28 protein-coding genes are annotated in these 22,843 nt (G+C 72.0%); 5 read left to right on the top strand and 23 right to left on the bottom strand.

Features of this window, described 5'->3' with window-relative positions; all coding sequences use genetic code 11:
- Positions 1 to 20: 20 nt before the first annotated feature.
- Positions 21 to 641, top strand: a complete 621-nt coding sequence (locus tag ACXKZB_RS02155; protein WP_488824526.1) for an antibiotic biosynthesis monooxygenase — start codon at positions 21 to 23, stop codon at positions 639 to 641.
- Here ACXKZB_RS02155 and ACXKZB_RS02150 read toward each other — a convergent pair.
- Genes ACXKZB_RS02150 through uriH form a run of 6 tightly spaced genes read right to left on the bottom strand, consistent with a single transcriptional unit; the run spans position 638 to position 6,273 of the window.
- The gene (locus ACXKZB_RS02150; RefSeq protein WP_488824525.1) at positions 638 to 1,246 is read right to left on the bottom strand and encodes a TetR/AcrR family transcriptional regulator; all 609 of its coding nucleotides are present in this window, start codon (positions 1,244 to 1,246) and stop codon (positions 638 to 640) included. The two genes, ACXKZB_RS02155 and ACXKZB_RS02150, sit on opposite strands and share 4 nt — an antisense overlap.
- Positions 1,243 to 1,953, bottom strand: coding sequence for a DUF998 domain-containing protein (locus tag ACXKZB_RS02145; RefSeq protein WP_488824524.1), 711 nt, complete (start codon positions 1,951 to 1,953; stop codon positions 1,243 to 1,245). Before ACXKZB_RS02145 ends, ACXKZB_RS02150 begins: the two co-directional genes overlap by 4 nt.
- Before the next feature lie 19 nt (positions 1,954 to 1,972).
- On the bottom strand, positions 1,973 to 2,917 hold the full coding sequence (locus ACXKZB_RS02140; RefSeq protein ID WP_123310745.1) for a Ppx/GppA family phosphatase: 945 nt from the start codon (positions 2,915 to 2,917) through the stop codon (positions 1,973 to 1,975).
- A 28-nt stretch (positions 2,918 to 2,945) separates the two neighbouring features.
- Positions 2,946 to 3,827, bottom strand: coding sequence for a ribokinase (locus tag ACXKZB_RS02135; protein ID WP_488824523.1), 882 nt, complete (start codon positions 3,825 to 3,827; stop codon positions 2,946 to 2,948).
- Positions 3,824 to 5,254 carry a uridine transporter UriT gene (gene uriT / locus ACXKZB_RS02130; RefSeq protein WP_123310749.1) on the bottom strand — a complete coding sequence of 477 codons (1,431 nt, stop codon included), beginning with the start codon at positions 5,252 to 5,254 and terminating at the stop codon, positions 3,824 to 3,826. Before uriT ends, ACXKZB_RS02135 begins: the two co-directional genes overlap by 4 nt.
- A gap of 5 nt (positions 5,255 to 5,259) precedes the next feature.
- Entirely contained in the window at positions 5,260 to 6,273 is a 1,014-nt protein-coding gene (uriH, locus tag ACXKZB_RS02125; RefSeq protein ID WP_488824522.1) for a uridine-preferring nucleoside hydrolase UriH, read from the bottom strand.
- 163 nt (positions 6,274 to 6,436) lie between these two features.
- Between uriH and ACXKZB_RS02120 the strand changes: the two genes are divergently transcribed.
- Entirely contained in the window at positions 6,437 to 7,435 is a 999-nt protein-coding gene (locus ACXKZB_RS02120; protein WP_488824521.1) for a LacI family DNA-binding transcriptional regulator, read from the top strand.
- Between the two features lie 282 nt (positions 7,436 to 7,717).
- On the opposite strand, the gene ACXKZB_RS02115 is transcribed toward ACXKZB_RS02120, so the two are convergent.
- The 9 genes from ACXKZB_RS02115 to ACXKZB_RS02075 form a co-directional block, all read right to left on the bottom strand.
- Positions 7,718 to 9,424: an MDR family MFS transporter gene (locus ACXKZB_RS02115; RefSeq protein ID WP_488824520.1), complete on the bottom strand. Its 1,707-nt coding sequence runs from the start codon at positions 9,422 to 9,424 to the stop codon at positions 7,718 to 7,720.
- Positions 9,421 to 10,041 carry a TetR/AcrR family transcriptional regulator gene (locus ACXKZB_RS02110; RefSeq protein WP_488824519.1) on the bottom strand — a complete coding sequence of 207 codons (621 nt, stop codon included), beginning with the start codon at positions 10,039 to 10,041 and terminating at the stop codon, positions 9,421 to 9,423. The genes ACXKZB_RS02115 and ACXKZB_RS02110 overlap by 4 nt, the downstream gene beginning before the upstream one ends.
- A 50-nt stretch (positions 10,042 to 10,091) precedes the next feature.
- Entirely contained in the window at positions 10,092 to 10,574 is a 483-nt protein-coding gene (locus ACXKZB_RS02105; RefSeq protein ID WP_488824518.1) for a GNAT family N-acetyltransferase, read from the bottom strand.
- Between the two features lie 40 nt (positions 10,575 to 10,614).
- Positions 10,615 to 11,304, bottom strand: coding sequence for an HAD family hydrolase (locus ACXKZB_RS02100; RefSeq protein ID WP_488824517.1), 690 nt, complete (start codon positions 11,302 to 11,304; stop codon positions 10,615 to 10,617).
- 55 nt (positions 11,305 to 11,359) lie between these two features.
- A complete protein-coding gene (locus ACXKZB_RS02095) occupies positions 11,360 to 12,001 on the bottom strand; it encodes an MBL fold metallo-hydrolase (protein WP_488824516.1) in 642 nt (213 codons plus the stop codon).
- Between the two features lie 57 nt (positions 12,002 to 12,058).
- Positions 12,059 to 12,484 (bottom strand): MarR family winged helix-turn-helix transcriptional regulator, encoded by a 426-nt coding sequence (locus tag ACXKZB_RS02090; protein ID WP_123671116.1) that lies wholly within the window; start codon positions 12,482 to 12,484, stop codon positions 12,059 to 12,061.
- 78 nt (positions 12,485 to 12,562) lie between these two features.
- Positions 12,563 to 13,135: a DUF3618 domain-containing protein gene (locus ACXKZB_RS02085; RefSeq protein WP_488824515.1), complete on the bottom strand. Its 573-nt coding sequence runs from the start codon at positions 13,133 to 13,135 to the stop codon at positions 12,563 to 12,565.
- Positions 13,132 to 13,575 (bottom strand): phage holin family protein, encoded by a 444-nt coding sequence (locus ACXKZB_RS02080; protein WP_488824514.1) that lies wholly within the window; start codon positions 13,573 to 13,575, stop codon positions 13,132 to 13,134. Before ACXKZB_RS02080 ends, ACXKZB_RS02085 begins: the two co-directional genes overlap by 4 nt.
- Positions 13,572 to 14,348 (bottom strand): hypothetical protein, encoded by a 777-nt coding sequence (locus ACXKZB_RS02075; protein WP_488824513.1) that lies wholly within the window; start codon positions 14,346 to 14,348, stop codon positions 13,572 to 13,574. Before ACXKZB_RS02075 ends, ACXKZB_RS02080 begins: the two co-directional genes overlap by 4 nt.
- A 148-nt stretch (positions 14,349 to 14,496) precedes the next feature.
- Here ACXKZB_RS02075 and ACXKZB_RS02070 point away from each other — a divergent pair, with 148 nt between their 5' ends.
- Positions 14,497 to 15,252, top strand: coding sequence for a glycosyltransferase family 2 protein (locus ACXKZB_RS02070; protein ID WP_488824512.1), 756 nt, complete (start codon positions 14,497 to 14,499; stop codon positions 15,250 to 15,252).
- Between the two features lie 94 nt (positions 15,253 to 15,346).
- Positions 15,347 to 16,024 (top strand): hypothetical protein, encoded by a 678-nt coding sequence (locus ACXKZB_RS02065; protein ID WP_488824511.1) that lies wholly within the window; start codon positions 15,347 to 15,349, stop codon positions 16,022 to 16,024.
- A gap of 42 nt (positions 16,025 to 16,066) precedes the next feature.
- Here ACXKZB_RS02065 and ACXKZB_RS02060 read toward each other — a convergent pair whose 3' ends face one another.
- Positions 16,067 to 16,684: a helix-turn-helix domain-containing protein gene (locus ACXKZB_RS02060; RefSeq protein ID WP_425340789.1), complete on the bottom strand. Its 618-nt coding sequence runs from the start codon at positions 16,682 to 16,684 to the stop codon at positions 16,067 to 16,069.
- Positions 16,685 to 16,742: 58 nt separating this feature from the next.
- On the opposite strand from ACXKZB_RS02060, the gene ACXKZB_RS02055 reads away from it, so the two are divergent.
- Positions 16,743 to 17,720 carry an NAD(P)/FAD-dependent oxidoreductase gene (locus ACXKZB_RS02055; RefSeq protein WP_488824510.1) on the top strand — a complete coding sequence of 326 codons (978 nt, stop codon included), beginning with the start codon at positions 16,743 to 16,745 and terminating at the stop codon, positions 17,718 to 17,720.
- On the opposite strand, the gene ACXKZB_RS02050 is transcribed toward ACXKZB_RS02055, so the two are convergent.
- From ACXKZB_RS02050 to ACXKZB_RS02020, 7 genes are all read right to left on the bottom strand, one after another.
- Positions 17,705 to 18,370, bottom strand: a complete 666-nt coding sequence (locus tag ACXKZB_RS02050; RefSeq protein WP_488824509.1) for a pentapeptide repeat-containing protein — start codon at positions 18,368 to 18,370, stop codon at positions 17,705 to 17,707. The two genes, ACXKZB_RS02055 and ACXKZB_RS02050, sit on opposite strands and share 16 nt — an antisense overlap.
- A gap of 34 nt (positions 18,371 to 18,404) precedes the next feature.
- A complete protein-coding gene (locus tag ACXKZB_RS02045; protein ID WP_488824508.1) occupies positions 18,405 to 18,815 on the bottom strand; it encodes a DUF6314 family protein in 411 nt (136 codons plus the stop codon).
- A gap of 9 nt (positions 18,816 to 18,824) precedes the next feature.
- Positions 18,825 to 19,079, bottom strand: coding sequence for a c-type cytochrome biogenesis protein CcmI (gene ccmI / locus ACXKZB_RS02040; protein ID WP_488824507.1), 255 nt, complete (start codon positions 19,077 to 19,079; stop codon positions 18,825 to 18,827).
- Entirely contained in the window at positions 19,076 to 19,429 is a 354-nt protein-coding gene (locus ACXKZB_RS02035; protein WP_488824506.1) for an SHOCT domain-containing protein, read from the bottom strand. The genes ccmI and ACXKZB_RS02035 overlap by 4 nt, the downstream gene beginning before the upstream one ends.
- Positions 19,430 to 19,536: 107 nt before the next feature.
- Positions 19,537 to 20,625: an NAD-dependent epimerase/dehydratase family protein gene (locus ACXKZB_RS02030; protein ID WP_488824505.1), complete on the bottom strand. Its 1,089-nt coding sequence runs from the start codon at positions 20,623 to 20,625 to the stop codon at positions 19,537 to 19,539.
- Positions 20,625 to 21,818, bottom strand: a complete 1,194-nt coding sequence (locus tag ACXKZB_RS02025; protein WP_488824504.1) for a zinc-dependent alcohol dehydrogenase — start codon at positions 21,816 to 21,818, stop codon at positions 20,625 to 20,627. Before ACXKZB_RS02025 ends, ACXKZB_RS02030 begins: the two co-directional genes overlap by 1 nt.
- Positions 21,819 to 21,942: 124 nt before the next feature.
- Entirely contained in the window at positions 21,943 to 22,830 is an 888-nt protein-coding gene (locus ACXKZB_RS02020) for an aminoglycoside phosphotransferase family protein (RefSeq protein ID WP_488824503.1), read from the bottom strand.
- Between the last annotated feature and the right edge of the window lie 13 nt (positions 22,831 to 22,843).

The following is a 22,843-nucleotide window of genomic DNA, read 5'->3' as shown; positions in this document are numbered from 1 at the left end:
GCGTCCGCGAGACTGGACGCATGACTCCACAAGAGCCAGGGAGCCTGCATTCGTCACCCGAGACCGCAGGCCCGCCCGTCACCGTGTCCATCACCCGCCTGGTCGAACCCGACCGCATCCCCGAGGTCACCCACTGGGTGCAGTCCGGGGTGAACCTCGCCAACCGCTACCCGGGCTTCCTCGGCTCCGGGTGGGTCCGGTCGAGGGCGCAGTCCCGCGAGTGGCACATGCTCTACCGCTTCGCCGACCACGACTCCCTGGCCACGTGGGAGAACTCCGACGACCGGCTCCGCTGGCTCGACCTCGGGCGCGACCTGGTCGTGGAGTCCCGCGTCGAGAAGCGCACCGGCATCGAGGGCTGGTTCGACGTCCCGCAGGATGCCCCGGCATCGAGCGCTCCGCCGCGGTGGAAGCAGGCGGTGAGCATCTGGCTCGGATTCTTCCCCGTGAACCTCGTCTTCACGATCCTGGTCGGGCTGCTCGTGCCGTCGTTCGCGGGACTCGCAGCGCTGCCGCGGGTGCTCATCACGACACTGGTGCTCACGCCGATCATGACCTTCTGGGTGCTGCCGTTCGTGACGAAGCTGATCCGTCCGTGGCTGCTCGCGCCGCCGCGGTCCGAGCGGGCGACACGGACCTAGCCGACCACCTCGGGCACGTCGCCGCCGTACCCGAGCGCATCCCACGCCACCCGCAGCACGTACGGCCGCGCCTCGGTCGCCGAGGCGTCGTCCTCGTAGGTCAGCGCGAGCATCATGATCGCGCCGAAGGCACCGGACACCCGCGCTCGTCGGTCGAGCGACGCGGCCGCGGGGTCGCCGAGGTCCAGGCCGAAGAGTTCGAGCAGGATCGCGGCCACCGGGACCAGCCGCTCACCGACGTCGTCACCGCGTCGCAGCGTGAACGCGGCGAGGGCGAGCTCCGCCCACCCCGGCCGGGCGAGTGCCAGGTCGGTGATCCCGGCCAGCGCCGCGGCGTCGCGGTCCGGACCGAGCGGCATCAGCCGAACCGCCTCGAGCACCGTGTCGGTCTGCGCGGTGCACTGCGCGAGCGCGGCCTCGACGAGCTGCTCCTTGCTCGTGAACCGGGCGAGGATGCCCGCCTTCGAGTACCCGGCCTGGTCGGCGACGGCCTGCACGGCGGTGTCCTTGACGCCGCGGCGGGCGATGAGTCCGGCGGTGATGTCCAGGACGTCGGCGGTGATCTCCTCGGCGGAGGGCCGAGCACGGCGCGCGGGGCGGGTCATGCGCGCACCGCCGAGGCCCGTGCCGCCCGCCGGCGTCGGGTCCCCGCGACCAGCAGGGTGATCCCGGTCACGAGCTCCCACGCGACGATCGTGTACACGGCAGCACGCTCCCACACGCCGTCGGGGAACACGTCGACCACCGTCGAGGACGAGTCCACCACCAGCATCACGAGGGAGACGAGGCCGATGATCCCGAGCGCGACGCTCGCGATCCGGTAGGCCGCCGGGGCCCGCAGCGCACGCGACCCGATGCCGACGGTGATCGCGACGAGGTTGCCGGTCGTGATCGCTGCCGCGGCACCGAGGACGTGGAACACGATCGTGCCGCCGTCGGTGCTCGTCTGGCTGCCGTGGAACGACCCGACCAGGACCATCCCGATCAGGTGGACGACGGCGAGGACCGCTGTCGTCACACGCGCTCGGCGTGACGCGGCTTGGAACACCCCGACGGCGAGCACCGCGGCGACGCCGAACAGGACGCCCTGCCCGATGAAGGTCGTGTTCATGAGCACGTGCAGCGGCGAGTCGATCGTCCGGCCCTGGAACGCGCCGACGTCGGGGACGCCGAGGTCGGAGATGTAGTTGGTCGCGTAGCTGTAGCCGGGGAACGCCGATGCGGAGACGGCTTCGCCGACGAGCCAGCCGACGCCCGCGACCGTCCAGAGGGCTCCGGGGACGAGCGCGCGGGGAGTGTCCGAATTGGTCATGCACTGACCATAACGGTCACTACTGGGAGTTGCCCAACACCGACAGCTGGTCGAGCCGCTCCAGGATCACGCCCTCGCGGAGCGCCCACGGGCAGATCTCCAGTGCCGCCAGGTCGAAGATGTCGAGGCAGGCCTCGGCGACGAGCGCTCCCGGCACCACCTGGTGCGCCCGGCTCGCCGAGACCCCTGGGAGCTCCGCCAGCTCGGCGACCGACATGGTCAGCAACGCCGGCAGCTTGGACCGGAGCACGTCTCCGTCGAGCACCCGCGGCACGAGCGGACCGGCAGCCGACGGCGCCGCTCCGCAGATCCGGGCGATCGACCGGAAGGTCTTCGAGGTCGCCACGGCACGGTCCGGACGCCCGGCGCGGAGCAGCTTGCCGGCGTCGCGGGCGATCTCGACCCGGATCTCGTGCCGGATGCGGCGGACGTCGTCCTCGGTCGGGGTGCCCGCCGCGAAGTAGGAGCGAGCGAGCCGGGCGGCACCGATCGGCATCGACCACGCGACGTCCGGCGCTTCGTCGGCTCCCCCGGCGATCTCGAGCGAGCCGCCGCCGATGTCGAACACCGCGAGCCGTCCGGCGGACCACCCGAACCACCGCCGGACGGCGAGGAACGTCAGCCGCGCTTCGTCCCCACCGGACAGGACGGCGAGCTCCACACCGGTCGAGGACTCGACGTGGGCGAGGACCGCGTCGGAGTTCACCGCGTCGCGGACGGCCGAGGTCGCGAAGGCGAGCATGTCCTCGCAGCCGCGTTCCTCGGCGACCCGGACGGCGTCCGCCACGAACCGCGTCAGGGCGTCGACGCCCTGCGGCGTCACCGCGCCGGCCTCGTCCAGGTGCTCGGCCAGCCGCAGCGGTTGCTTGAACGAGGACGCCGGCAGCGGCGCGGCGCCGCCGTGGGCGTCCACGACGAGCAGGTGGCCGGTGTTGGACCCGATGTCGAGGACTCCCACGCGCATGGCACAACGCTAGCGGCCGGGCAAGCGATCAACGGCCGGGAGGCCCGTCCTCCGCCCGCAGGAAGGCCTCGAGTTCCGCCGTGGTCGGGTACGAGGCCTGTGCGCCCGCCTTGGTCGCGGCGTACGCCCCGACCCCCACCGCGAACCGTGCGGCGTCGACGAGGGAGTCCCCCGCTGCGAGCCGCAGGGCCACCGAGCCCATGAAAGCGTCACCGCAGCCCGTGGTGTCCACCGGCTCGACCCGGACGGCGTCGATCGACACCGGTTCGTCGTCGCCGTCGTGCACGACGCACCCCGAGCCGCCGCGGGTGACGATGGAGCGCGCGACGCCGTGCTCGCCGAGTTCGGCGGCCTCGTGCTCGTTGACGAGCAGGACGTCGGTCAGCTCGAGCAGTTCGGCGGGGACGGCGCCGAAGGGCGACAGGTTCGTGAGCACCGTGACGCCGGCGGCGTGCGCTGCCCGGGCTGCCGCAAGGACGACGTCGATCGACACCTCGAGGCAGAGGCCGAGCACGCCGGCGTCGTCGAAGGCGTCGGCGGGCACGTCGTCCGGCGACAGCGTGCCGTTCGCGCCGGCGGAGATCACGATGGTGTTCTCGCCGGCGCCGTCGACCGTGATGACGGCGGTGCCGGTGGCCACGCCCTCCCGGACGGCGACGTGCGTGGTGTCCGCACCCGCAGCCGCGACGGAGTCGCGGAGCAGTGCACCGTTCCCGTCGTCGCCGACCGCACCGATCATGCGGACCGTGCCCCCGAGCCTCCCGGCAGCCACCGCCTGGTTGGCGGACTTGCCACCGGGCAGGATCGCCAGGTCGGACCCGTGCAGGGTCTCACCGGGCTTCGGGAACCGCTCGGTCCGGACCACCAGGTCCGCGTTGAGCGATCCGACGATCACGATGGTCTGGGTCACCGGACGGTCTCCTTCTGCGGTGCGACGGACGTGGTCTCGGCGCTCTCCGGGCGGGGGATGAGGAACGAGATCGCGAGCGCGGCGGTCGTGATCACGGCACCGAGCAGCATGCCACCGGAGTACCCGGCGGTGCCCGCGGACCCGCCGACCCCGAGCGCGATCTGCAGCGCCGGCAGCACGGCGAAGCTGACCCCGGCGCCGAGGTTGAACGCACCGGCGTTCAGGCCGGGCAGGAAGCCGGGGTTCGACTCCGGCGAGAGCACGATGCCGAGGCCGTTGAGGATGATGTTCGCGATGCCGGCGTACGTGATGCCGATCAGGACGGTCGCGGTCACCAGGACCGGCAGCGAGTGCACGCCCACGAGCGCCATCAGGACCGTCGAGACGATGCTGCCGACCAGACCGACGCGGAGCACGGCCCGGTAGCCGATGGTCGGTGCGAGGCGTCCCGCGAACGGACCGACGATCCAGCCGACCAGCGCGTACGGGGTGAGGAACACGAGCGAGGCGAGGTCCGCCTCCATGCCGAAGCCGGCGTCGCCGTTCTGCGCCAGCGACGTGACGAGACCGTTGACGACCGCGAAGACGCCGGTCATGGTCAGGAACGTCGTCGCCAGCAGCGCCCACGTGGCACGACGCTTCAGGAAGCGGGTCTCGACGAGCGGCTCCCGCACCCGGGACTCGACCGCCCAGAAGACCGCGAAGGCGGCGAGTGCGACGACGACGCCACCGATCACCAGTGCCGGGTTCGCGGCACCGAGCTTGCCGGCCTCGTTGAACGCGGTGAGGAGTGCGCCGACGCTCACCACCAGGGGGACGACACCGATCCAGTCCATCCGGGTGCCGGCGGACGGCTTCGACTCGACGCCCCACACGGCGACGAGTGCCAGCGCGATGACGGTGACGACGGCGATGACCCAGAAGATCCCACGGAACCCGAAGTTCGTGGCGATCCAGCCGCCGGCGAGCGCGTCGACACCGGCGATGCCGCCGTTCACGGCGGTGAGCAGGCCGAGCGCGGCACCGTAGCGCTTCGGGTCGGCGATCTCGTTGCGCAGGACGAGCAGGCAGATCGGGACGACCGGGCCGGTGACACCCTGGATGATCCGGCCGGCGAACAGCATCGGCACGTTCACCGCGAGCGCGGCGACGATGCTGCCGACGAGCATCACGGCGAGCATGCCGATCAGGACGCGCTTGCGCCCGACGATGTCGGACAGGCGCGGCAGGAACAGCGAGAACAGCGCCGCGAGCGTGAAGTACAGGGTCTGCGACAGCCCGATGGTGGCGTCGTCGGTCTTGAGCTCGCGCGCCATGGTGACCAGCGCGGGGCTGAGCATGCTCGCGTTGAGCTGGAACGCGATGCACGCGGCGAGGAGCGCTGCGGTCAGGGCGCCGATCGACTTCTTCGTCGATGTGGTGGTCATGGTTCTCAGATCTCCGGGGTCGTGGCGGTGGTGGAGGCGGCGCGAGGGGTCCAACCGGTGTCGGGGGTCTCACCGATGCGTTCGAGGGCGTCGACGACCAGGTCCCAGAAGCGGCCGTGGTCGAGCTCCATCGCGGCGCTCGTGCGGCAGTCCTCCGGCGCGGGCGCACGGAAGTCGGCGACGGTCATGCCGAGCGTCAGGGTGCCCTGGGTCTCGATGTGGATGGGGACCTTCACGGCGCGGACGATGGTCGGGTCGATGACGTACGCGACGGCGCAGGGGTCGTGGACCGGCGGGGCGTCGAAGCCCTGCGCGTCCTTGTAGGTCTGGCCGAAGAAGTCGAGCAGCTCGCCGACGAACGCGGCGGGGGCGGTGCCGACGGCGGCGATGCGCGCGGCGACCTCCGGGGTGGCGAGGGCCTGGTGGGTCAGGTCGAGGCCGACCATGACGACGTCCCAGCCGGCGTCGAAGACGATCGAGGCGGCCTCGGGGTCGATGACGATGTTGAACTCGGCCACCGGGCTCCAGTTCCCGACGTGCACGCCGCCGCCCATGAGCACGACCTGCTTGACGCGCTCGACGATGCGGGGTTCCTTGCGGGCGGCGAGGGCGATGTTCGTCAGGCCGCCGGTCGGCACGAGCGTGACCGTACCGGGCTCGTGCGCCATCACGGTGTCGATGATCAGGTCGACGGCATGGCGTTCGTCGAGGTCGAACGACGGCTCGGGGAGCATCGGGCCGTCGAGCCCGCTCTCGCCGTGGATGTCCGGCGCGACCTCGATCTGGCGCAGGAGTGGACGGTCGGCGCCCGCGGCGAACGGCACCCCGGTGATGCCGGCGATGCGCGCGACGGCGAGGGCGTTGCGGGTGACCTTCGGCAGGGTCTGGTTGCCGACGACGGTGGTGACGGCCAGGAGCTCGATGTCCGGGTTGCCGTGGGCCAGCAGGATGGCGACGGCGTCGTCGTGGCCGGGGTCGCAGTCGAGGATGATCTTCGCTGGCTGGGTCGCACTGGGCACGCTGGGCGCTCCACTTCTTCGGGGAATCGAGGGGTCTGTGCTCGACGCGGTGGGGGTCCGCGGTCCGACAGAGCGTCGTCCCGCAGCGCGTCAAGCGTTTGACATCGAAACACGTCAAGCGCTTGACGTCAAGTCGTCGAGGCGTCCTCGGTAGCATCGACCCGTGCCTTCATCCGTCGTTCCGGGCCGTCGTGTGACCGCCGCCATGGTGGCCGAGCGCGCCGGGACGAGCATCGCCACGGTCTCCCTCGTCGTGAACGGCAAGGACCGCGGTCGGGTGTCCGTCCCCATCGCCACGCGGGTGCGCGACGCCGTCGACGAACTCGGCTACGTGGTCGACCACGCCGCCAGCTCCCTGGCGCGCGGCAGCGGCGACCTGGTCGTCCTCATCGCCCCGGACCTGTCGAACCCGTTCTTCGCCGAGGTCATCCGCGGCGTGCGCGACACCATCGGCGACCGGTTCCAGCTCGTGCTGTCGGTCACCGAGCGCGGCGCCCAGCCCCTGGCAGCCGACGTCCGGCGCTTCGAACGCCTCCGGCCCGCGGGCATCCTCGTCGACGCCCCGGCAGCGGGCGAGTCGATGTCGGCGAGCGTGCCCGTGGTCCTCCTCGACGCCCCCGGTGGCACCGAAGCCGTCAACTACGACCTCTCCCCCGGCGTCCACGACCTCGTCGCGCACCTGCACGCACAGGGGCACCGGCGCGTCGGGTACCTGGACGGGACCTCCCGTGCGACGACGTTCGGCGTCCGCCGCGAGCTCTTCGAACAGGAGTGCGCCGCCGCCGGCATCACGGTGTCCGAGGTCACCGCCCGCGCCGACCTGACGGTGGACGCCGCGGCCTCGGCCACCGAGCACGTCATCGAGGCCTGGCAGGACGACGACGTCACCGCGGTCGTCGCCGCTGCGGACACCCTGGCGTACGGCGTCCTGCGCGTCGCCGGAGCGCTCGGCATCGCGGTCCCCGGCGATCTCGCGGTCGCCGGCTTCGACGACCTGCCGTCGTCGTCGGTCACGGCCCCCGCGCTCACGAGCGTCGCACTGCCCGGCGCCGACCTCGGACGCTCGGCTGCGGAACGCCTGCTCGCGACCCTCGACGGCACCGCGGCGGAGCCGGCAGCGCTCCCCACCCGCCTGGTCCGCCGCGCGAGCACCGGCGCGTGACACCCGGCGCCCGCTGCTCGGTCTTGTCCGCGGAAGCGACACTCCTCGCGGAGCCCGCCCGTTCTCCCCCGCAAGAGCGACAGTGTGCCGCGGATGGTCGGCGGCACACTGTCGCTTTCGCGAGCCGGGTCGAGTCTCGGGGCCGGCAGGGGCCGTGCGCGCGACCGGACGACGGACGGGAGGCGCGGTGCCAGCTGGCACCGCGCCTCCCGTCAGCACGCCGTCGTCTCCACGACGCGCCCCGCGATCCGCAGGACGCCGCCGGATCCGGCGGCGTCTCACTCAGTCCGAGGCGTCCCGGCGGGACGCCGGACTCTCACCACCCGACGACACGGACTCGGACGACACGGACTCCGCCGCGCGGCCCGCGCGCTGCGCGCGCTCGAGCTCGTCGGCCTCGTCGCCGCCGACGGCCTCACCACGGGCGACCATGCCGGCCGTGTCGGAGAGCGTGATCTGCGGCAGGAACAGTGCGAGCAGGAACGCCACCGCGATGAAGGGCAGCAGGTACCAGAACACCGGCGCGAGCGAGTCGGCGTACGCGTTCACGATGCCGTCCTGCACCGCCGGCGGCAGCCCGGCCACGGTCGACGGGTCGATGCTGCCCGCCGACGACGCCGCATCGGTGGCCGAGCCGCCGGCGCCGCGGAACACGTCGGTGAGCGACGTCGTGAGCCGGGCCGTGAACAGCGCACCGAAGACCGCGGTGCCGAGGGAGGCGCCGACCTCGCGGAAGTAGTTGTTCGTCGAGGTCGCGGTGCCCACCTGCTCGGCGGGCACGGCGTTCTGCGCGACGAGGACGACCACCTGCATGATCAGGCCGAGCCCGGCGCCGAAGACGAACAGGTACGCGCAGATCAGCCAGATCGGGGTGTCCGCTGCGAGCTGGGTCATCGCGAGCATCGCGATGGCGACCAGGACCGTGCCGATGATCGGGAACATCCGGTAGCGCCCGGTCTTGGTGATCAGGTTGCCGGACGCGATCGACGTCCCGATCAGACCGACCATCATCGGCAGCATGAGCAGCCCCGACACCGCGGCCGAGGTGCCCGAAGCCATCTGCAGGAACGTCGGGACGAACCCGATCGCGGCGAACATGCCGATGCCGAGCACCAGGCCGATGCCGGTCGCCAGCAGGAACGTGCGGTTCTTGAAGAACGACAGCGGGAGGACCGGGTCCTGCGCGCGGGACTCGACGAGCACGAGGAGCGCGGCCGAGACGACGAGCCCCGCGAACCAAGCCCACGTCTCGGGGGCGTCCCAGCCGTGGTCCTTGCTGCCGCCGAACTCCGAGAAGAACACCAGGCACGTGGTCGCGGCGGACATGAAGAGCACGCCGAGCACGTCGATGCGCTTCGTTGCCTTCTTGTTCGGCAGGGTCAGCGCGAACCACGCCACGAAGAACGCCGCGATGCCGACCGGGATGTTGATGTAGAACGCCCAGTTCCAGGTCAGGTGGTCGACGAAGAAGCCACCGAGCAGCGGGCCGCCGATCGCGGACAGGCCGAAGATCGCACCGAGCGGGCCGAGGTACTTGCCGCGCTGCGAGGCGGGCACGATGTCGGCGATGATCGCCTGCGACAGGATCATCAGACCGCCGCCGCCGAGCCCCTGCATCGCACGGAACACGACGAGCTGCGTGAAGTCACCGGCGAAGGCGCACCCCGCCGACGCGATGGTGAACAGCGCGATCGCGATGAGGAACAGGTTGCGGCGCCCCAGGACGTCGCCGAACTTGCCGTAGACGGGCATCACGATGGTCGACGCGAGCAGGTACCCGGTCGTCAGCCATGCCTGGTGCGCGACGCCGCCGAGTTCGCCGACGATGGTGGGCATCGCCGTCGAGACGATGGTCTGGTCGAGGCTGGACAGCAGCATCCCCGCGATGAGCGCGGAGAAGATGATCCAGATCCGTCGCTGCGTCAGCAGCAGCGGCCCGTCGGTGCCGGGGCGGGCACGCTTGGTGGTGCCCGGCGCGGTTGCGCTCATGTGGTGTGTTCCCGTTCGGTCGTGGTGACCGCCCTGAGCAGGCGGAGGTTCTCGGTGAGCAGCGCGTCGAACGTCGGGCCGGTGGCCTCGTCGAAGGCGTCGTCGAAGTAGGTCTCCGCCGTCACCTTGAGCAGCCCCGCGGCGGCCTCGGTGACGAGGCGCGCACGGCGGTCGGCGGGATCGTCCCATCCGAACCGCAGCCGCACGGCGTCCGTGATCCGGGCGAGCTGCACGTCGGTCGCCGACAGGAACCGCGCGACGAGCGCCGGCTCCCGCTCGAAGACCCGGCGCACCAGGACCTCGTCCGCCCGGTCGATGCCGACGCGGTGGAACTGGTCGATGGCCAGCGCGACGATCGAGTCGAGCGGGTCGAGTCCGCCGGGCACGATGCCGCCCGCGGCGTACCGGTCGATCGCCTCGACGTCGGCGTGCAGCTCGATGCCGAGCACGGCGTCGTCCTTCGATGCGAAGTGGTTGAAGAACGTGCGGCGCGACACCCCGACGCTCTCGCAGAGCTGCTCGATCGTGAAACCGCTCAACCCGTGCTCGACCGTCGCCCGACGCGCCTCGCCGATCATGCGTCGGCGCAGTGCGCGGGTGCGTTCGGTGGTGCTCACCGACACAGAATTGCACTATCTCGACGAGAGTGCAATACGGGTCGGTACGCTCAGAGCGCCTTCTCGAAGCAGAACGACCACGGCATGGTCGCCGCGTACGGCGCGTAGACGGGGATCGGGTTCCACCCGGTCTTCTCGTACAGGGCGACCGCGTCGGGTTGCTTGTCGCCGGTCTGCAGGATCAGCCGGGGCGCACCGAGCTCACGGCCGATGCGCTCGCACTCGTCGAGCAGCGTGGTGGCGGCACCCTGGCCGCGGGCCGAGGTCAGCACGATCAGGCGCTTCAGCTCGACCTCGTCACCCAGGCGCCGGATCGCGATGTGCCCGACGGCGTCGCCGGACTCGTCGAGGGCGAGGACCGAGGTGACGACGGTCGACGGGTCGACGGACAGCGCACGGCCCCGCTCGGCCGTGATCGCCGGGTCCTCGTCGCCGTTCGACGAGCCGTAGCGTTCGTGCATCTCGTCGTCCATACGGGCGCGGAGCACCACGCCTCGGGGGTCGTCCCAGGACACGCGTTCGATCGTGATCACGGTCGACGATCCTGTCACGGATGCCAACCGCGGTGCACGCTCACGCACGCCTGCCCAGCGCGGCGATCGCACCGCCCCCGGACCGCAGCGCGGCGAGCACGGCAGCGGCGTCGTCGTGGACCTCCGCAGCACCGGCTCCGCGGAGTTCGTCGCCGCCGATGCCGCCGGTCATCACCGCGACGGAGGTCACGCCGACGCGTCCGGCCGACTCGACGTCCCACATCGCGTCGCCGACCATCACGGCGGCGTCGGCACGCACTCCAGCCCGGTCCAGGGCAACCTGGATGATCCCCGGGTCAGGCTTCGCCTGCTCGACGTCCTCGGAGCTCGTCACCGCGGTGAGCCACTCCTCGGCGTCGAGCAGTCCACGCAGCCGCGTCAGCTCGTTCTCCGGCGCACTCGTCGCCAGGACGACGGCGTGCCCCGCTTCGGCGACCGCACGGAGCAGGTCGCGGGCCCCCGGCAGCAGCCGCAGCTGGGGCATGTGCTCGGCGAAGTAGGCGGTGTTGAACTGCTTGACGGTCTCGCGCGTCTCGTCGGAGGCGTCCGGCAGCAGCGTCTCGAGCAGCTTCGCCGAGTCCATGCCGATCGCTCGGTGGATGCGCCACGCGTCGACGGACTCGCCCGCTGCGCGGGCAGCGCGCCACCAGGCGTCGATGTGGGCGTAGTTCGAGTCGACGAGCGTGCCGTCGATGTCGAAGAGGACTGCGGTCGAGGGAGCGTCGGACATCCCTCCATGCTGCCCGGGAGGCACGGATCGCCTCCCAGGAGCACGGTCGGGTCCGTCAGACGGTGATCGATTCCCCCGCGGGCAGGATCAGGACCGGCACCGGTCCGAGACCGTCGGAGCCGAGGAACCGCGTGGTGGACTGCTGGCCGAGGTCGCTCAGCATGGCCTCGTGGATCTGGACGGCACGCTCCGGCGCCACCGATCGGACGTAGTCGACCGCGGCGGCGGTGCTCGTCCACGGACCGCTGGTCGGCAGGAGCAGCGTCTGCACGGGGACACCCGGCTCGAGGTACGCATCGCCCGGGTGGAACACGGCACCGTCCACCAGGTAGCCGACGTTCGCGATCGTCGGGATGTCACGGTGGATGACCGCGTGCTCCTCGCCGAAGGCCTGCACCGAGAACGGGCCGATCTCGAACACGTCACCGGCGTGCACCGCGGTCACGCGGCCGTCGTGGTCGCCGAGCTGTTCGACGACCGACCCGGGGGCCCGGACCACGAGGGCGTCGTTCGCGGCGAGCCCGGCACGGACGGCCTCGACGTCGAAGTGGTCGGGGTGCTCGTGGGTGACGAGGACGCCGGCGGCTGCGCGGACGAGGTCGGCGGCCTCGGGCGTGAACACCCCCGGGTCGATGACGAGCGTGGTGCCGTCCTGCTCGAGGACGACGGTGGCGTGGTTGTACTTCGTCAACTCCATGTCGACAACAGTACAACCATGTTGTACTTCTGGTCGCGGATCTCCGTGAGGAAGCGCTCAGTCGGCGCGCCGGGCCAACCGTTCGAAGATGCCGGGCAGGCGTTCGAGGGCCGCCCGTTCCTCGTCGTCGAGCTCCTCACGGATCGCCGTCGCCAACCAGTCGGCCCGCGCCGTCATGTCCCGGCGGAGGACCTCGCTGCCCGTGTCGGAGATGCGGATGACCGACACGCGCCGGTCGGTGTCCGACGCCGTCCGCTCGACGTACCCGAGGTCCGCGAGCTCCCCCACCGTGCGCGACTGCCCCTGGTGCTTGACGGCTCGGCGACGAGCCAGCTCCGCGATCGGCATCGGCCCCTCGCGCTCGAGGAACCCGAGGGTCGTCGCGTGGGCGGTCGGCAGCGAGTCCGCCTCGCGCTTCGCAGCGCGCACGACGCGACCGATCGCGTGGCGGAGCTCCACGGCGAGTTCGTCGGTCCGGTCCATGCCCGGAACGCTACCGCGTGACGGACGGGAGGCCCGTGGCGGAGTCGCCACGGGCCTCCCGTCGGTCTCCCGATCGCGTCAGCTGCTGCGGACGTCGTCCGCGGCGCCCTTCGCGTGCTCCTGCACGTCCGACGCGGCGCCCTGCGCCTCGTCCTTGACGGTCTGGGCGGCGTCCTGCGCAGTCCCCGTGAGGTCCTGCGCATGTTCCTTCGCCACGTCCCCGAGCTGCGACCCGGCGTCCTTCGCCTGCTCCTTGACCTCGTCGACCAGGGGCGCTGCCTTGTCCTTGAGCTCGACGGCCAGCTCCTCCTCCTTGTCACTGGCGGGGATGAGCGACGACACGAGCCAACCGGCACCGAACGCGATGAGTCCGATCGCCAGCGGGTTGCCCTTGGCCTTCTCGACGCCCCGCTGTGCGACGTCCTTCGCCTGGTCGGTCGCGCCGGACGCGGAGTCCGAGGCGCTCGACCGGGCCGAGTCCGCGGCGCCCATCACGGATTCCCGGACGCCCTGGAACCGGCTCTTCACCTTCTCGGTCTGGCGGTGGGCGATCGACGACGGGCTGACCTTGTCGGCCAGGGCGTCGACGTCGGAGCCGAGTTCGCCGCGGGTGCGCTCGATGTCGGCGCGGATCTCGTCTGGGGTGCTCATGGCTTCCTCCCGGTGGTGGGCTTGAGTGTTTCGGGGACTTCCTTGGCGGTCTCGACGGTCTGCGGCAGACCCGTGATCTCCTTGGCCGCTGCTCGACCGCGGAGTGCGAGGACCACGGCGACGATCGCGTAGACCGCGGCGACGATCAGGGCCGACCACGCGTTGCCGACGAGGTACCCGAGGGCCCACCACGCGGCGATCGACAGGAACAGCAGGGCGAAGAGCGCGGTGAGTCCGGCGCCGCCGAACATCCCGCCCGCCTTGCCGGCCTTCTTCGCCGAGTCGGTCAGCTCTGCCTTCGCGAGCGCGATCTCCTGCCGGAACAGGCTGGACAGGTCGCGCGAGACGTCGGACAGGAGTTCACCGAGCGGGGTCGTTGCCGCGCGTTGCTCTGGGGTGGGCTCGCCCGTCGGGGTGGCCCCCGGGACGGTGTGGCTCACAGGGCGCTCCCGGGACCGGTACCGGTGCCGGTGTGGGTCGAGGTGGGCCCGTCCCCGGCTTCCTTCTCGTGCTTCGCATCGGCGGCGAGCGCCTTCGTGAGCCGTCCGGCGAGGATGCCGGCGCCGGCGGCGATGGCGATGAACGTGCCCGGGCGCTTCGCAGCGAAGGACTTGACCTCGTCGAGGAGCGATCCCGGGTCGCGGTTCTCGAGGAACCCGGCGGCCGAGGTCGCACGGCCGGACAGGTCGCGGACGACCTTCGCCGCCACGCCCTGGTCCTCGTCGTTCTCGGCCATGCGGCCGAGCTGCTCGCCGAGGCTGCGGAGACCTCCGGCGGCGCGCTCCTGCTGCTCGCCGGCCTGCTGCTTGAGGTTCTCCGACGCCTGGCCGTAGAGCTGCTTCGCGTGGTCGGTCGCCTCGGAGGCGACCTTCGCGGCCTGCTCCTTGGCGGTGCCGGCGACGTCGGAGACCTTCGCCTTCGCGTCACCGGCGACGTCCTGTGCGGCGCCCTTCGCAGCGTCGGCCTTGCCGGAGCCGGCGTCGGGGGTGGAGCCGGCGTCGACGGTGGTGCCGGTGTCGGCCCGGCCGGGGCCCTCGTCGTCGCCGAACGGGTCGTACGCCTGCGCGACGTCGGGGTTCGACGGTCCTGCTGCAGGCACGCCGCTCGCGAACGACGGCACGGTCACACCGGGCCGGACCTCGTGACCGTCGGAGGCGGCCGCGCGGTCGTGGATGGGCGTCCCGGAGTCGTTCCCGGGTGGGTTCGTGGTCATGGTCGGCCTTCCGGTTGTCCGTCACCGTCGGCGAGTACCGGCGGCGTTGCGTGACCGAAGGTGCGCGCTCCGCGGTGTGCCCGCACGCAGGAACGCCACGGAACGCGGACCGACTGTCCGCACAGCGAACCTCCGGTTGGATCGGAGGATGGTCCGCGTCTCCGTCGTCATCCCCGTGCGCGACGACTCCGCGCACCTGCGACGCTGTCTCGACGCCCTCGCGGTGCAGACGCTGCTCGCCGACGAGGTGGTCGTGGTCGACAACGGCAGCCAGGACGACAGCGCCGAGGTCGCCCAGGCGGCCGGGGCGGTCGTGCTGACCGAGCGCATCCGGGGCATCGCCCGGGCATCGGCGCGCGGCTACGACCGGGCCTCCGGGGACGTCCTCGTCCGGCTCGACGCCGACTCCGTGCCGCCGCCGGGGTGGATCGCCGACGCGCTGCGACTGCTGGCCGATCCGGAGGTCGTCGCGGTGACCGGTCCCGGACGACCGCACGACGGCGGTCCGCTGATCGGTCGGCTGTGGGACGCCGTCTACATGCGTCCGTACTTCGCGCTCATGTGGGCCGCGCTCGGCCGGCCACCGTTGTTCGGGTCCGCGATGGCCATGCGGCGGTCGACCTGGGACGCCATCCGTGGCCGAGCGCACCGCGAGGACCCCGAGGTCCACGACGACGTCGACCTGAGCATGCAGCTCGACCCGGCCTGGCGGGTGGTGGCCGACCCCGTGCTGACGGTGCAGGTGTCCGCGCGACCGTTGTCGGGCCTCCCGTCCGCCCTGCTGCGGACGCGACGCGCCTTCCACACGTTCCGCGTGAACGGGCGACGCGCGAACCCGGTGCGCCGGTGGGCGCGTCGGGTGCGCGCTGCGCTGCGCGTGCGGCGCGGGTGGCGCACCCGCTGACGGGTCACGGAACGGTGACGCTCGCGGACGCCGCCGGCTCCGCCGCCTATGTTCGGATGCGCGGCGACGTCCGCACGACGAACGAGGGGGAACGATGCGGCGACGAGCGCGCACGACGACATCCGGGATCACGGCGACGCTGACGGCGGCGCTGGCGATCGGACTCGCCCTGTCGGGCTGCGCCCAGAGCGCTCCGGCGGGGCCGGGCACGCCGTCCGCGACGACGGCGGAGAGCACGGGCACGCCGAGCGCCAGCCCGAGCAGTACGCCGGAGCCCACCTCCACGATCACGCAGGTCCCCGGGGTCGACTACGACGGCGGCACGGTGCCGGCGAGCTGCACCGATCTCATCACCCCCGGCAAGTGGGACAAGGCCTTCGCCTCGGCTCCGCTGAACGACCCCTCGGTCGTCGGCGACCCGATCGCGACACCGAAGAGCGCCTTCACTCCCGTCCTGCAGGCCGACGGCAAGCGTCTGTACTGCGTGTGGCGGGACCCGCAAGCCGACATCACCTTCTTGTCAATCGCGGTCGACGTCGTCGACTCGGCGACGGCGAGCACGGAACTGCAGAAGCTCTCGGCGAAGGGCTACGACTGCGGCACCGAGGCCGAGGGCCTCCAGTGCCAGAAGATCTCCGACAACCCGCAGTACCCGGTGACCGACGGCGACACCTACTTCACGCGTGGCGACATCGGCATCCACATCCAGCAGTCGAACACCGAGACCTCGGGGCTCCTCGACGACGTCATGGACCACGTCTTCACGGCGTAGACCGAGCGGGCCAGCTGGCGCGCGGCCGCGCTGGCCAGCGGGTCAGCGCGTCGGCCTCGACCGCACGTGCGCTCGTTCGCCCTGCGGCCCGTACAGGCACAGCACCTCGGTGACCGAGTCGGTGACGTTGCCGATCCAGTGCGGGGTGTGCGTGTCGAACTCGGCGACCTCACCCGGCCCGAGGTCGAGGTCGTGCTCGCCGAGCACCAGGCGCAGCCGACCGGACAGCACGTAGAGCCACTCGTACCCCTCGTGCGTCTTCAGCGACGGCTCGCCGCCGGGCTCGTTCGGCGGGAAGAGCTGCTTGAACGACCGCACGCCGCCGGTGCGCTTCGTCAGCGGCACGACGACCCGCCCGCCGTGCACCTCGGGCTTCATGTGCACCCGGGGGTCGCCCGTCTGCGGCGCTCCGACCAGGTCGTCGAGCGGCACCTGGTACGCCCGCGCCAGCGGGAGCAGCAGTTCGAGGGTCGGCTTGCGCTGCCCCGACTCGAGCCGCGAGAGCGTGCTCACCGACACCCCCGTCTGCTCGGACAGCGCGGCGAGCGTGACGTCGCGGTGGGCACGGAGTGCGCGCAACCGGGGGCCCACCCCGTCGACGACCTGCGCGGTCGTGCGGGGGACGACGGGTTCCTGCGGGCCGTGGGGCATGCTGCCCATGTTGCCACATCGGCAAGGTTCTTTGCCGTCCGTACGGCAGGGGCCGCATGCTCCTTACATGCGTGATCACTACGACGTCATCGTCATCGGCGGAGCAGCCGCCGGCCTCTCCGCCGCCCTCGTCCTCGGGCGTTCCCGCCGTTCCGTCCTCGTCGTCGACGCGGGCGAGCCCCGCAACGCGCCGTCGGCCGGCGCCCACAACTACCTCGGGCGCGAGGGCATCGCGCCCGCCGAGTTGTCCGCGATCGGTCGCGACGAGGTCGCCGCCTACGGAGTCGAGGTGACGACCGGGAGGATCGTGGCCGCGTCCGCCACGACGGGTGACGGCACCGACCCGGTCGGCTTCTCGGTCACGCTGGACTCCGGCGCGGCCGTCACCGCCCGCAGGCTCGTCGTCGCCTCCGGCGCCGTGGACGTCCTGCCGCAGATCCCGGGGCTCGCCGAGCAGTGGGGGCGCGGGGTCGTGCACTGCCCGTTCTGCCACGGGTGGGAGATCCGCGACCAGCGCATCGGCGTGCTCGTGACCACTCCGAACGGCGTGCACCACGCGCTCATGTTCCGGGCGCTGAGCGAGCACGTGACCGCGTTCGTCACCGATCCGGCACTCGTCGACGACACCGCCCTGGCCGGTTTGCGGGCCCGCGGGATCGAAGTCGTGGACGACACCGTCACGCAGGTCCGCTCGTCGGACGGCACACTGACCGGGGTCACGCTCGGCTCCGGCGAGGTCGTCGAACTCGATGCCCTGGCCGCGGCGAGCACTGCTGAGGCGCGCGTGGACTTCCTGTCCGACCTGGGTCTGGTCGCGACCGACCAGTTCATGGGCGACTTCCGGTACGCGAGCGCGCTGACGGTCGACCCGGCCGGACAGACGTCGGTGCGCGGGGTGTACGCGGCCGGCAACGTCGCGAACCCGATGGCGACGGTCATCGCGTCCGCAGCCGCCGGGGTCCAGGCCGGAGCGGCCGCGCACGGCGACCTGGTGCAGGCCGACCTCGCCGCCGCGCTGGCTGCGGGCGGTCAGTCGACGCGGTAGCCCGCCTGCGCCGCCAGCAGCGGGGCGAGCGTGTACAGCTGGTCGGCGCCGATCGTCGCGCCGCGGAACCCCTCGAGGCGCTCGACCCGGTCGAGGTCGGCGCCCCGCAGGTCCACGTGGTCGATCCGGGTGTTCGACCCCTCGGCGTCGCGGATGCTGCTGCCCTCGAACGACACTCGGAGCAGCTTCGCGTCCGCGATGTCGAGCTCGTCGATGACGCAGTCGCGGAACACCACGTCGGTGAGCGTCGACCCGCGCAGGTTCACGAACCCGAACTTCATCCCGACGAACTCGACGCCGCTCAGCCCGGAGTCGTACAGCTCGCCGGAACCGATGCGACCGCCGGACACCCGGACCTCGCGCCACGAGCTGCTCGACGCCCGCAGCACCGGGGCGTCGAGCGTGTCGATGACCGAGTCGTGCACCCGCAGCCCGCGGAAGTCGGCGCCGTCGCCCCGCAGTGTGTCGATGACGCACTCCTCGATCTCGAGGTCGGGCAGCCGCTCGCCCGCCAGGTCGAGCACGCCGATGCGCTTGCCCTCGATGCGGTCACCGGTCAGGACGTCGCCGGGAGCCGGGGCCCAGTCCTCGAGGTCCGTCGGTTCGGTCAGGGTGATGCGCGGGGCGTCGGTGCCGGAAGAGCGTGCCATGGGCTCAGTCTGGCGCGTACCGGTGACGTCGTGGTCACGCCGGCGACCGCGTGAGCACGCTGTCGAGCCGGTAGTCCTTCGCCGGGCCCCGGGCCTCCCAGCGCACGGTCCACCGCTGCTCGTCGCCGTCCAGGGCGCCGGTGTAGTCGTCCGGTGCGCAGGCGTGATCCACACTCGTGCCCCAGACCCAGTCGTGGAACACCCGGCCGTCGGCGAAGTGCACGGTCCACCCGTCGTCATCGTCGCGCCGGACGGTCAGCGTCCGAGACACCGGGGTGGTCCGGCTGTCGAAGGTCATCACGCCCGTCTCGTCCCAGCGGACCTCGTCGTCACCGACCGCGGTGAGGGTCGTGGTGCCGGTGACGACGCCCTGCAGGCCGGCACGCCGGTCGTCCAGCGTCCGGCGGAGGACCCAGTCCCCCAGCAGGTCCGTCGGCAGCAGCACCGCCCCAGGTTAACCGCGCAGGGCCTCGGCTCGCGCAGCACGGCGCTCGTCGTCGGAGATGACCCCGCGGGCGTGCAGGTCGTCGAGCTCGGCGAGCCGCTGCTCCCGGAGCGTGCGCGGCGCTCCGTTCGAGCGACGGCTCCGGACGACCGCGATCCACACGATGACGACGACGGCGACCACGATGAGCGCCATCGCCACGCTCCACACGATGTCGTACAGCGGCGGGATGAGCGGGTTGTGCAGCTCCTCGGAGGCGATCATCCGCGCAGCGCCTCGGCTCGTGCCGCCCGGTGCTCCTCGTCGGAGATCACACCGCGAGCGTGCAGGTCGTCGAGTTCGGCGAGCCGATGTTCGAGCGGCTTCTCGGGCGCGAGGGTGCGGCTCCGCATCGCCTGGTACGCGATGTCCTCCTGCAGGGTGAGCGGGTTCTGACCGCGGTCGGCCATCCGCTTGCCGCGGTAGAGCGTCAGGACGACGATCGTCAGGGTGGTGAGGATGGTCAGGGCTGCGACGACTCCGAACGCGATGCCGAACCAACCGCCGAACAGGTCGGACATCCCCGAGCCGCCCGGTCCCTCGAGTTCACTGAACGCCGACCAACTGAGCACCATCGCGCTCCCCCTTCTCACAACGACGAGCGAAGCGTAGCGCGATCCGAGCGCCCGTTCCTCCCCAGAACACCCGCGATGGAGATCAGACCCGGCAGCGCCAGCCCCCGCTACCCCCGCAGCGGGTCCGACGCGGCCACGTGCGCACCGTCCGCGAACCCGGCCACGAGCGCACGCAACGCGTCTTCGGAGGTGTGCCGGGCCTCCCATCCGAGCACCGACCGGGCACGGTCGGTCCGCATGATCGGCACGCCGGCGGCGATGTCGATCCAGCCGGCGTCCGTCGGCTGCAACCGCAGCCGCCACGTGAGCGTCACGATCCCGCGCAGCAGTCCGAGCGGGATCCGGACGGCACCGAGCATGCCGAAGGCCCGGGCCAACCGCGGCGGGTTGAGCACGGGCGATGCGGCGATGTTGAACGCACCGCCGGCCCGCTGGTCGACGGTCCGCCAGTAGGCGTCCGCGACGTCGTCGGCGTGCACCGCCTGGAACACGAACGGGTACGGCAGGGGCAGCACCAGCCACCGGATCCACCGCACGATCGACATCGGCACGAGGTGCCCGAGGAACAGCCCGCGGATCTCGGCGGCGGCGTCCCGCTGGAAGATCAGCCCGGGGCGCAGGCGCGTGACGACGACGGACGGGTGGTCCGCCTCGAAGTCGTCCATCGCCGACTCGTTCGCGGCCTTGTGGATCGAGTACGTCGCCGTGGGGATGCCGTCGGTCGGCCAGCTCTCGTCGACCGGGGTCCGCTTGCCCGCAGCGTCGACGCCGCGGTAGGTCCCGACCGACGACGCGACGACGACCTGCGGCACCCCTGCTCGCGCCACGGCCGACAGCACGTTCGCGGTACCGGTGACGTTCGTCCGGTACTGCGCGGGGATGTCGTGCGTCGGTTGGAGGGCCCACGCCAGGTGGATCACCGCGTCGGCGCCGGTGAAGATCGCGGTGAGCTGGCCGACCGCGTCGGAGGCCCCGACGTCGACGGCGTGCCACACCGCGGAACCGTACGGCTCCGCGTGCACGTCCGGCAGCCGTCGGGCGACGCCGACGATCTCGACGCTGCCGTCGTGCCGCCCGTCGTCGGACGGGGGCGCGACTGCGCCGCCCGCCGCTCGCGCGGCGGCCCGGGCCTCGGCGAGGCGGCGGAGCACCGCCGTCCCGACGTTGCCGGTCCCGCCGACGACGACGATCCGCATCAGGCGGCGGCCAGGGCGGGGTCGAGCACGACCTTGACGCAGCCGTCCTGCTTCTTCTGGAACACCTCGTACATGTGCGGGGCGTCCTCGAGCGACACCCGGTGCGTGGTGAGGTCGAGCGTGCCGAGCGGGTCCGACGGGTCCTGCACGAGCGGCATGATGTCGTCGATCCAGTGCTTCACGTTGCACTGTCCCTCGCGGATGGTGATCTGCTTGTCGAACATCGTCATCATCGGCATCGGGTCGGCCATGCCGCCGTAGACGCCGCTCAGGGACACGGTGCCGCCGCGGCGGACCAGGTCGATCGCGGCGTGCACGGCTGCGAGCCGGTCGATGCCGGCGGTCTCGATCGCCTTCTTCGCCAGCGCGTCGGGCAGCAGACCGGCAGCCCGCTGGGCGAAGCCTGCGACGGGGTTGCCGTGTGCCTCCATGCCGACGGCGTCGACGACCCCGTCGGGGCCGCGACCGTCGGTCAGGTCGACGAGCTCCGGCACGGTGTCCTTCGACAGGTCGAAGACCTCGGCGCCGTGCTTCGCCCCGAGGTCGCGTCGGACCTGTTCGGGGTCGACGGCGAGCACGCGGTAGCCCAGGTGCTTGGCGATGCGGGCGGCGAACTGGCCGACGGGTCCGAGGCCGAGCACCGCGAGTGTGCCGCCCTCCGGCACGTTGGCGTACTGCACGGCCTGCCACGCCGTCGGCAGGATGTCGCTGAGGAACAGCCACCGGTCGTCGGGCGTGCCGTCGTCCGGGATGACGATGGGGCCGTAGTCCGCGTGCGGGACGCGGAGGTACTCGGCCTGGCCGCCGGGGACCTGGCCGTACATCTTCGTGTAGCCGAACAGCGCCGCACCCGATCCGTACTCGGTGACCTGGGTGGTCTCGCACTGCGACTGCAGGCCGTTCTTGCACATCCAGCAGTGGCCGCACGAGATGTTGAAGGGGACGACGACGCGGTCGCCGACCTTCAGGTTCGTGACGGCGCTGCCGACCTCCTCCACGATGCCCATGGGCTCGTGGCCGAGGACGTCGCCCTTGTCGATGTACGGGCCGAGGACCCGGTACAGGTGCAGGTCGGAGCCGCAGATCGCCGTGGACGTGATCCGCACGATCGCGTCGGTCGGTTCCTGGATGGTCGGGTCGGGGACGGTCTCGACGGACACCTTCTCGGTGCCCTGCCAGGTCAGTGCGCGCACGTCGCGTTCCTCTCGTGGTCGCTTCGAGCCGGCCGGGAGGCGCGGTTCGCTTCTGCCTCCTCGGTACGCGCCCGTCCCGTGGTGCGTTCACAGCCCCACGCACGGCCCCGGGCGCGCCGCCGCGTCAGGGGACGGGATCCGCGAGCACCGCGGCGAGGACGCGTTCGTGCTCCGTGCGGTCGCCGGGCCCGGCACTGCCGGCGAGCATGATGAGCGCCTTCCACAACGCCCAGCCGCGAGCCCGCGCCCACGCATCGGCGTCCAGCCCCACCGCCTCGCGGAACACCGGGCGCGCCGCCGGGTCGAGGAACGTCCACGCGAGCACCAGGTCGCAGGCCGGGTCGCCGACCCCGCACGTGCCGAAGTCGATCAGGGCGGTGAGCCGTCCGCCGTCGTCCACGAGCAGGTTGCCGGGCGCGACGTCGCCGTGGAACCAGACGCCGGGGCGCCCCCAGAGGGTCTCGGTCGCTGCGGACCAGACGCGCTCGCACGCCGCGCGGTCGACCTCCGAGCCCAGCGTGTCCAACGCCGCGACGACCTGCGCGCCGTACACCGACGGGTGCTCGCCGCGGTGGAACGAGTGCGCGCCGGCGGTCGGGCCCCCGGTGGCGGGAAGACTCCGGAGCTGCCGGAGCACCGCACCCACCTCGGCGGCGAAGCGGTCGTGGTCGAGGTCGACCGCACGCGCGGCCACCGTGCCGTCGAGCCACCGCATGACCGACCACGGGAACGGGTACCCCTCGCCGGGTTCGCCCAGGCCGACCGGCTCGGGGACCGCGACGTCCACCCGTCGGGCCAGGTACGGCAGGACGGCCTGCTCCTTCTCGACCGCGGGCACGTAGCCCGCGGCGCTCGGCAGCCGGACAGACAGCTCGTCGCCGAGTCGGTACGTGCGGTTGTCCCAGCCCTGGTGCTCCACCTCGTGCACGGGCAGCCCGCTCCACTCGGGGAACTGCGTCGCGACGAGTCGTTCCACGAGTGCGACGTCGATCCGGGGCACCTCGGTGTGCATCGCCCCAGGTTAG

Source organism: Curtobacterium sp. ABR8 (genome assembly GCF_057812125.1).
The sequence above is the reverse complement of the archived record's forward strand: the minus strand, read 5'-3'. Positions and strand labels throughout refer to the sequence as shown.

Excerpts from the sequence above, each read along its gene's own strand:
- ACXKZB_RS02070 (WP_488824512.1), top strand. The coding sequence starts at position 14,497 with ATGGTCCGCGTCTCCGTCGTCATCCCCGTGCGCGACGACTCCGCGCAC.
- ACXKZB_RS02095 (WP_488824516.1), bottom strand. The coding sequence starts at position 12,001 with ATGGAGTTGACGAAGTACAACCACGCCACCGTCGTCCTCGAGCAGGAC.
- ACXKZB_RS02085 (WP_488824515.1), bottom strand. The coding sequence starts at position 13,135 with ATGAGCACCCCAGACGAGATCCGCGCCGACATCGAGCGCACCCGCGGC.
- ACXKZB_RS02075 (WP_488824513.1), bottom strand. The coding sequence starts at position 14,348 with ATGACCACGAACCCACCCGGGAACGACTCCGGGACGCCCATCCACGAC.
- ACXKZB_RS02100 (WP_488824517.1), bottom strand. The coding sequence starts at position 11,304 with ATGTCCGACGCTCCCTCGACCGCAGTCCTCTTCGACATCGACGGCACG.
- uriT (WP_123310749.1), bottom strand. The coding sequence starts at position 5,254 with ATGACCACCACATCGACGAAGAAGTCGATCGGCGCCCTGACCGCAGCG.
- ACXKZB_RS02145 (WP_488824524.1), bottom strand. The coding sequence starts at position 1,953 with ATGACCAATTCGGACACTCCCCGCGCGCTCGTCCCCGGAGCCCTCTGG.
- ACXKZB_RS02115 (WP_488824520.1), bottom strand. The coding sequence starts at position 9,424 with ATGAGCGCAACCGCGCCGGGCACCACCAAGCGTGCCCGCCCCGGCACC.
- ACXKZB_RS02035 (WP_488824506.1), bottom strand. The coding sequence starts at position 19,429 with ATGGTGCTCAGTTGGTCGGCGTTCAGTGAACTCGAGGGACCGGGCGGC.
- ACXKZB_RS02150 (WP_488824525.1), bottom strand. The coding sequence starts at position 1,246 with ATGACCCGCCCCGCGCGCCGTGCTCGGCCCTCCGCCGAGGAGATCACC.
- ACXKZB_RS02155 (WP_488824526.1), top strand. The coding sequence starts at position 21 with ATGACTCCACAAGAGCCAGGGAGCCTGCATTCGTCACCCGAGACCGCA.
- ccmI (WP_488824507.1), bottom strand. The coding sequence starts at position 19,079 with ATGATCGCCTCCGAGGAGCTGCACAACCCGCTCATCCCGCCGCTGTAC.
- ACXKZB_RS02030 (WP_488824505.1), bottom strand. The coding sequence starts at position 20,625 with ATGCGGATCGTCGTCGTCGGCGGGACCGGCAACGTCGGGACGGCGGTG.
- ACXKZB_RS02020 (WP_488824503.1), bottom strand. The coding sequence starts at position 22,830 with ATGCACACCGAGGTGCCCCGGATCGACGTCGCACTCGTGGAACGACTC.
- ACXKZB_RS02060 (WP_425340789.1), bottom strand. The coding sequence starts at position 16,684 with ATGGGCAGCATGCCCCACGGCCCGCAGGAACCCGTCGTCCCCCGCACG.
- ACXKZB_RS02050 (WP_488824509.1), bottom strand. The coding sequence starts at position 18,370 with ATGGCACGCTCTTCCGGCACCGACGCCCCGCGCATCACCCTGACCGAA.
- ACXKZB_RS02140 (WP_123310745.1), bottom strand. The coding sequence starts at position 2,917 with ATGCGCGTGGGAGTCCTCGACATCGGGTCCAACACCGGCCACCTGCTC.
- ACXKZB_RS02055 (WP_488824510.1), top strand. The coding sequence starts at position 16,743 with ATGCGTGATCACTACGACGTCATCGTCATCGGCGGAGCAGCCGCCGGC.
- ACXKZB_RS02090 (WP_123671116.1), bottom strand. The coding sequence starts at position 12,484 with ATGGACCGGACCGACGAACTCGCCGTGGAGCTCCGCCACGCGATCGGT.
- ACXKZB_RS02065 (WP_488824511.1), top strand. The coding sequence starts at position 15,347 with ATGCGGCGACGAGCGCGCACGACGACATCCGGGATCACGGCGACGCTG.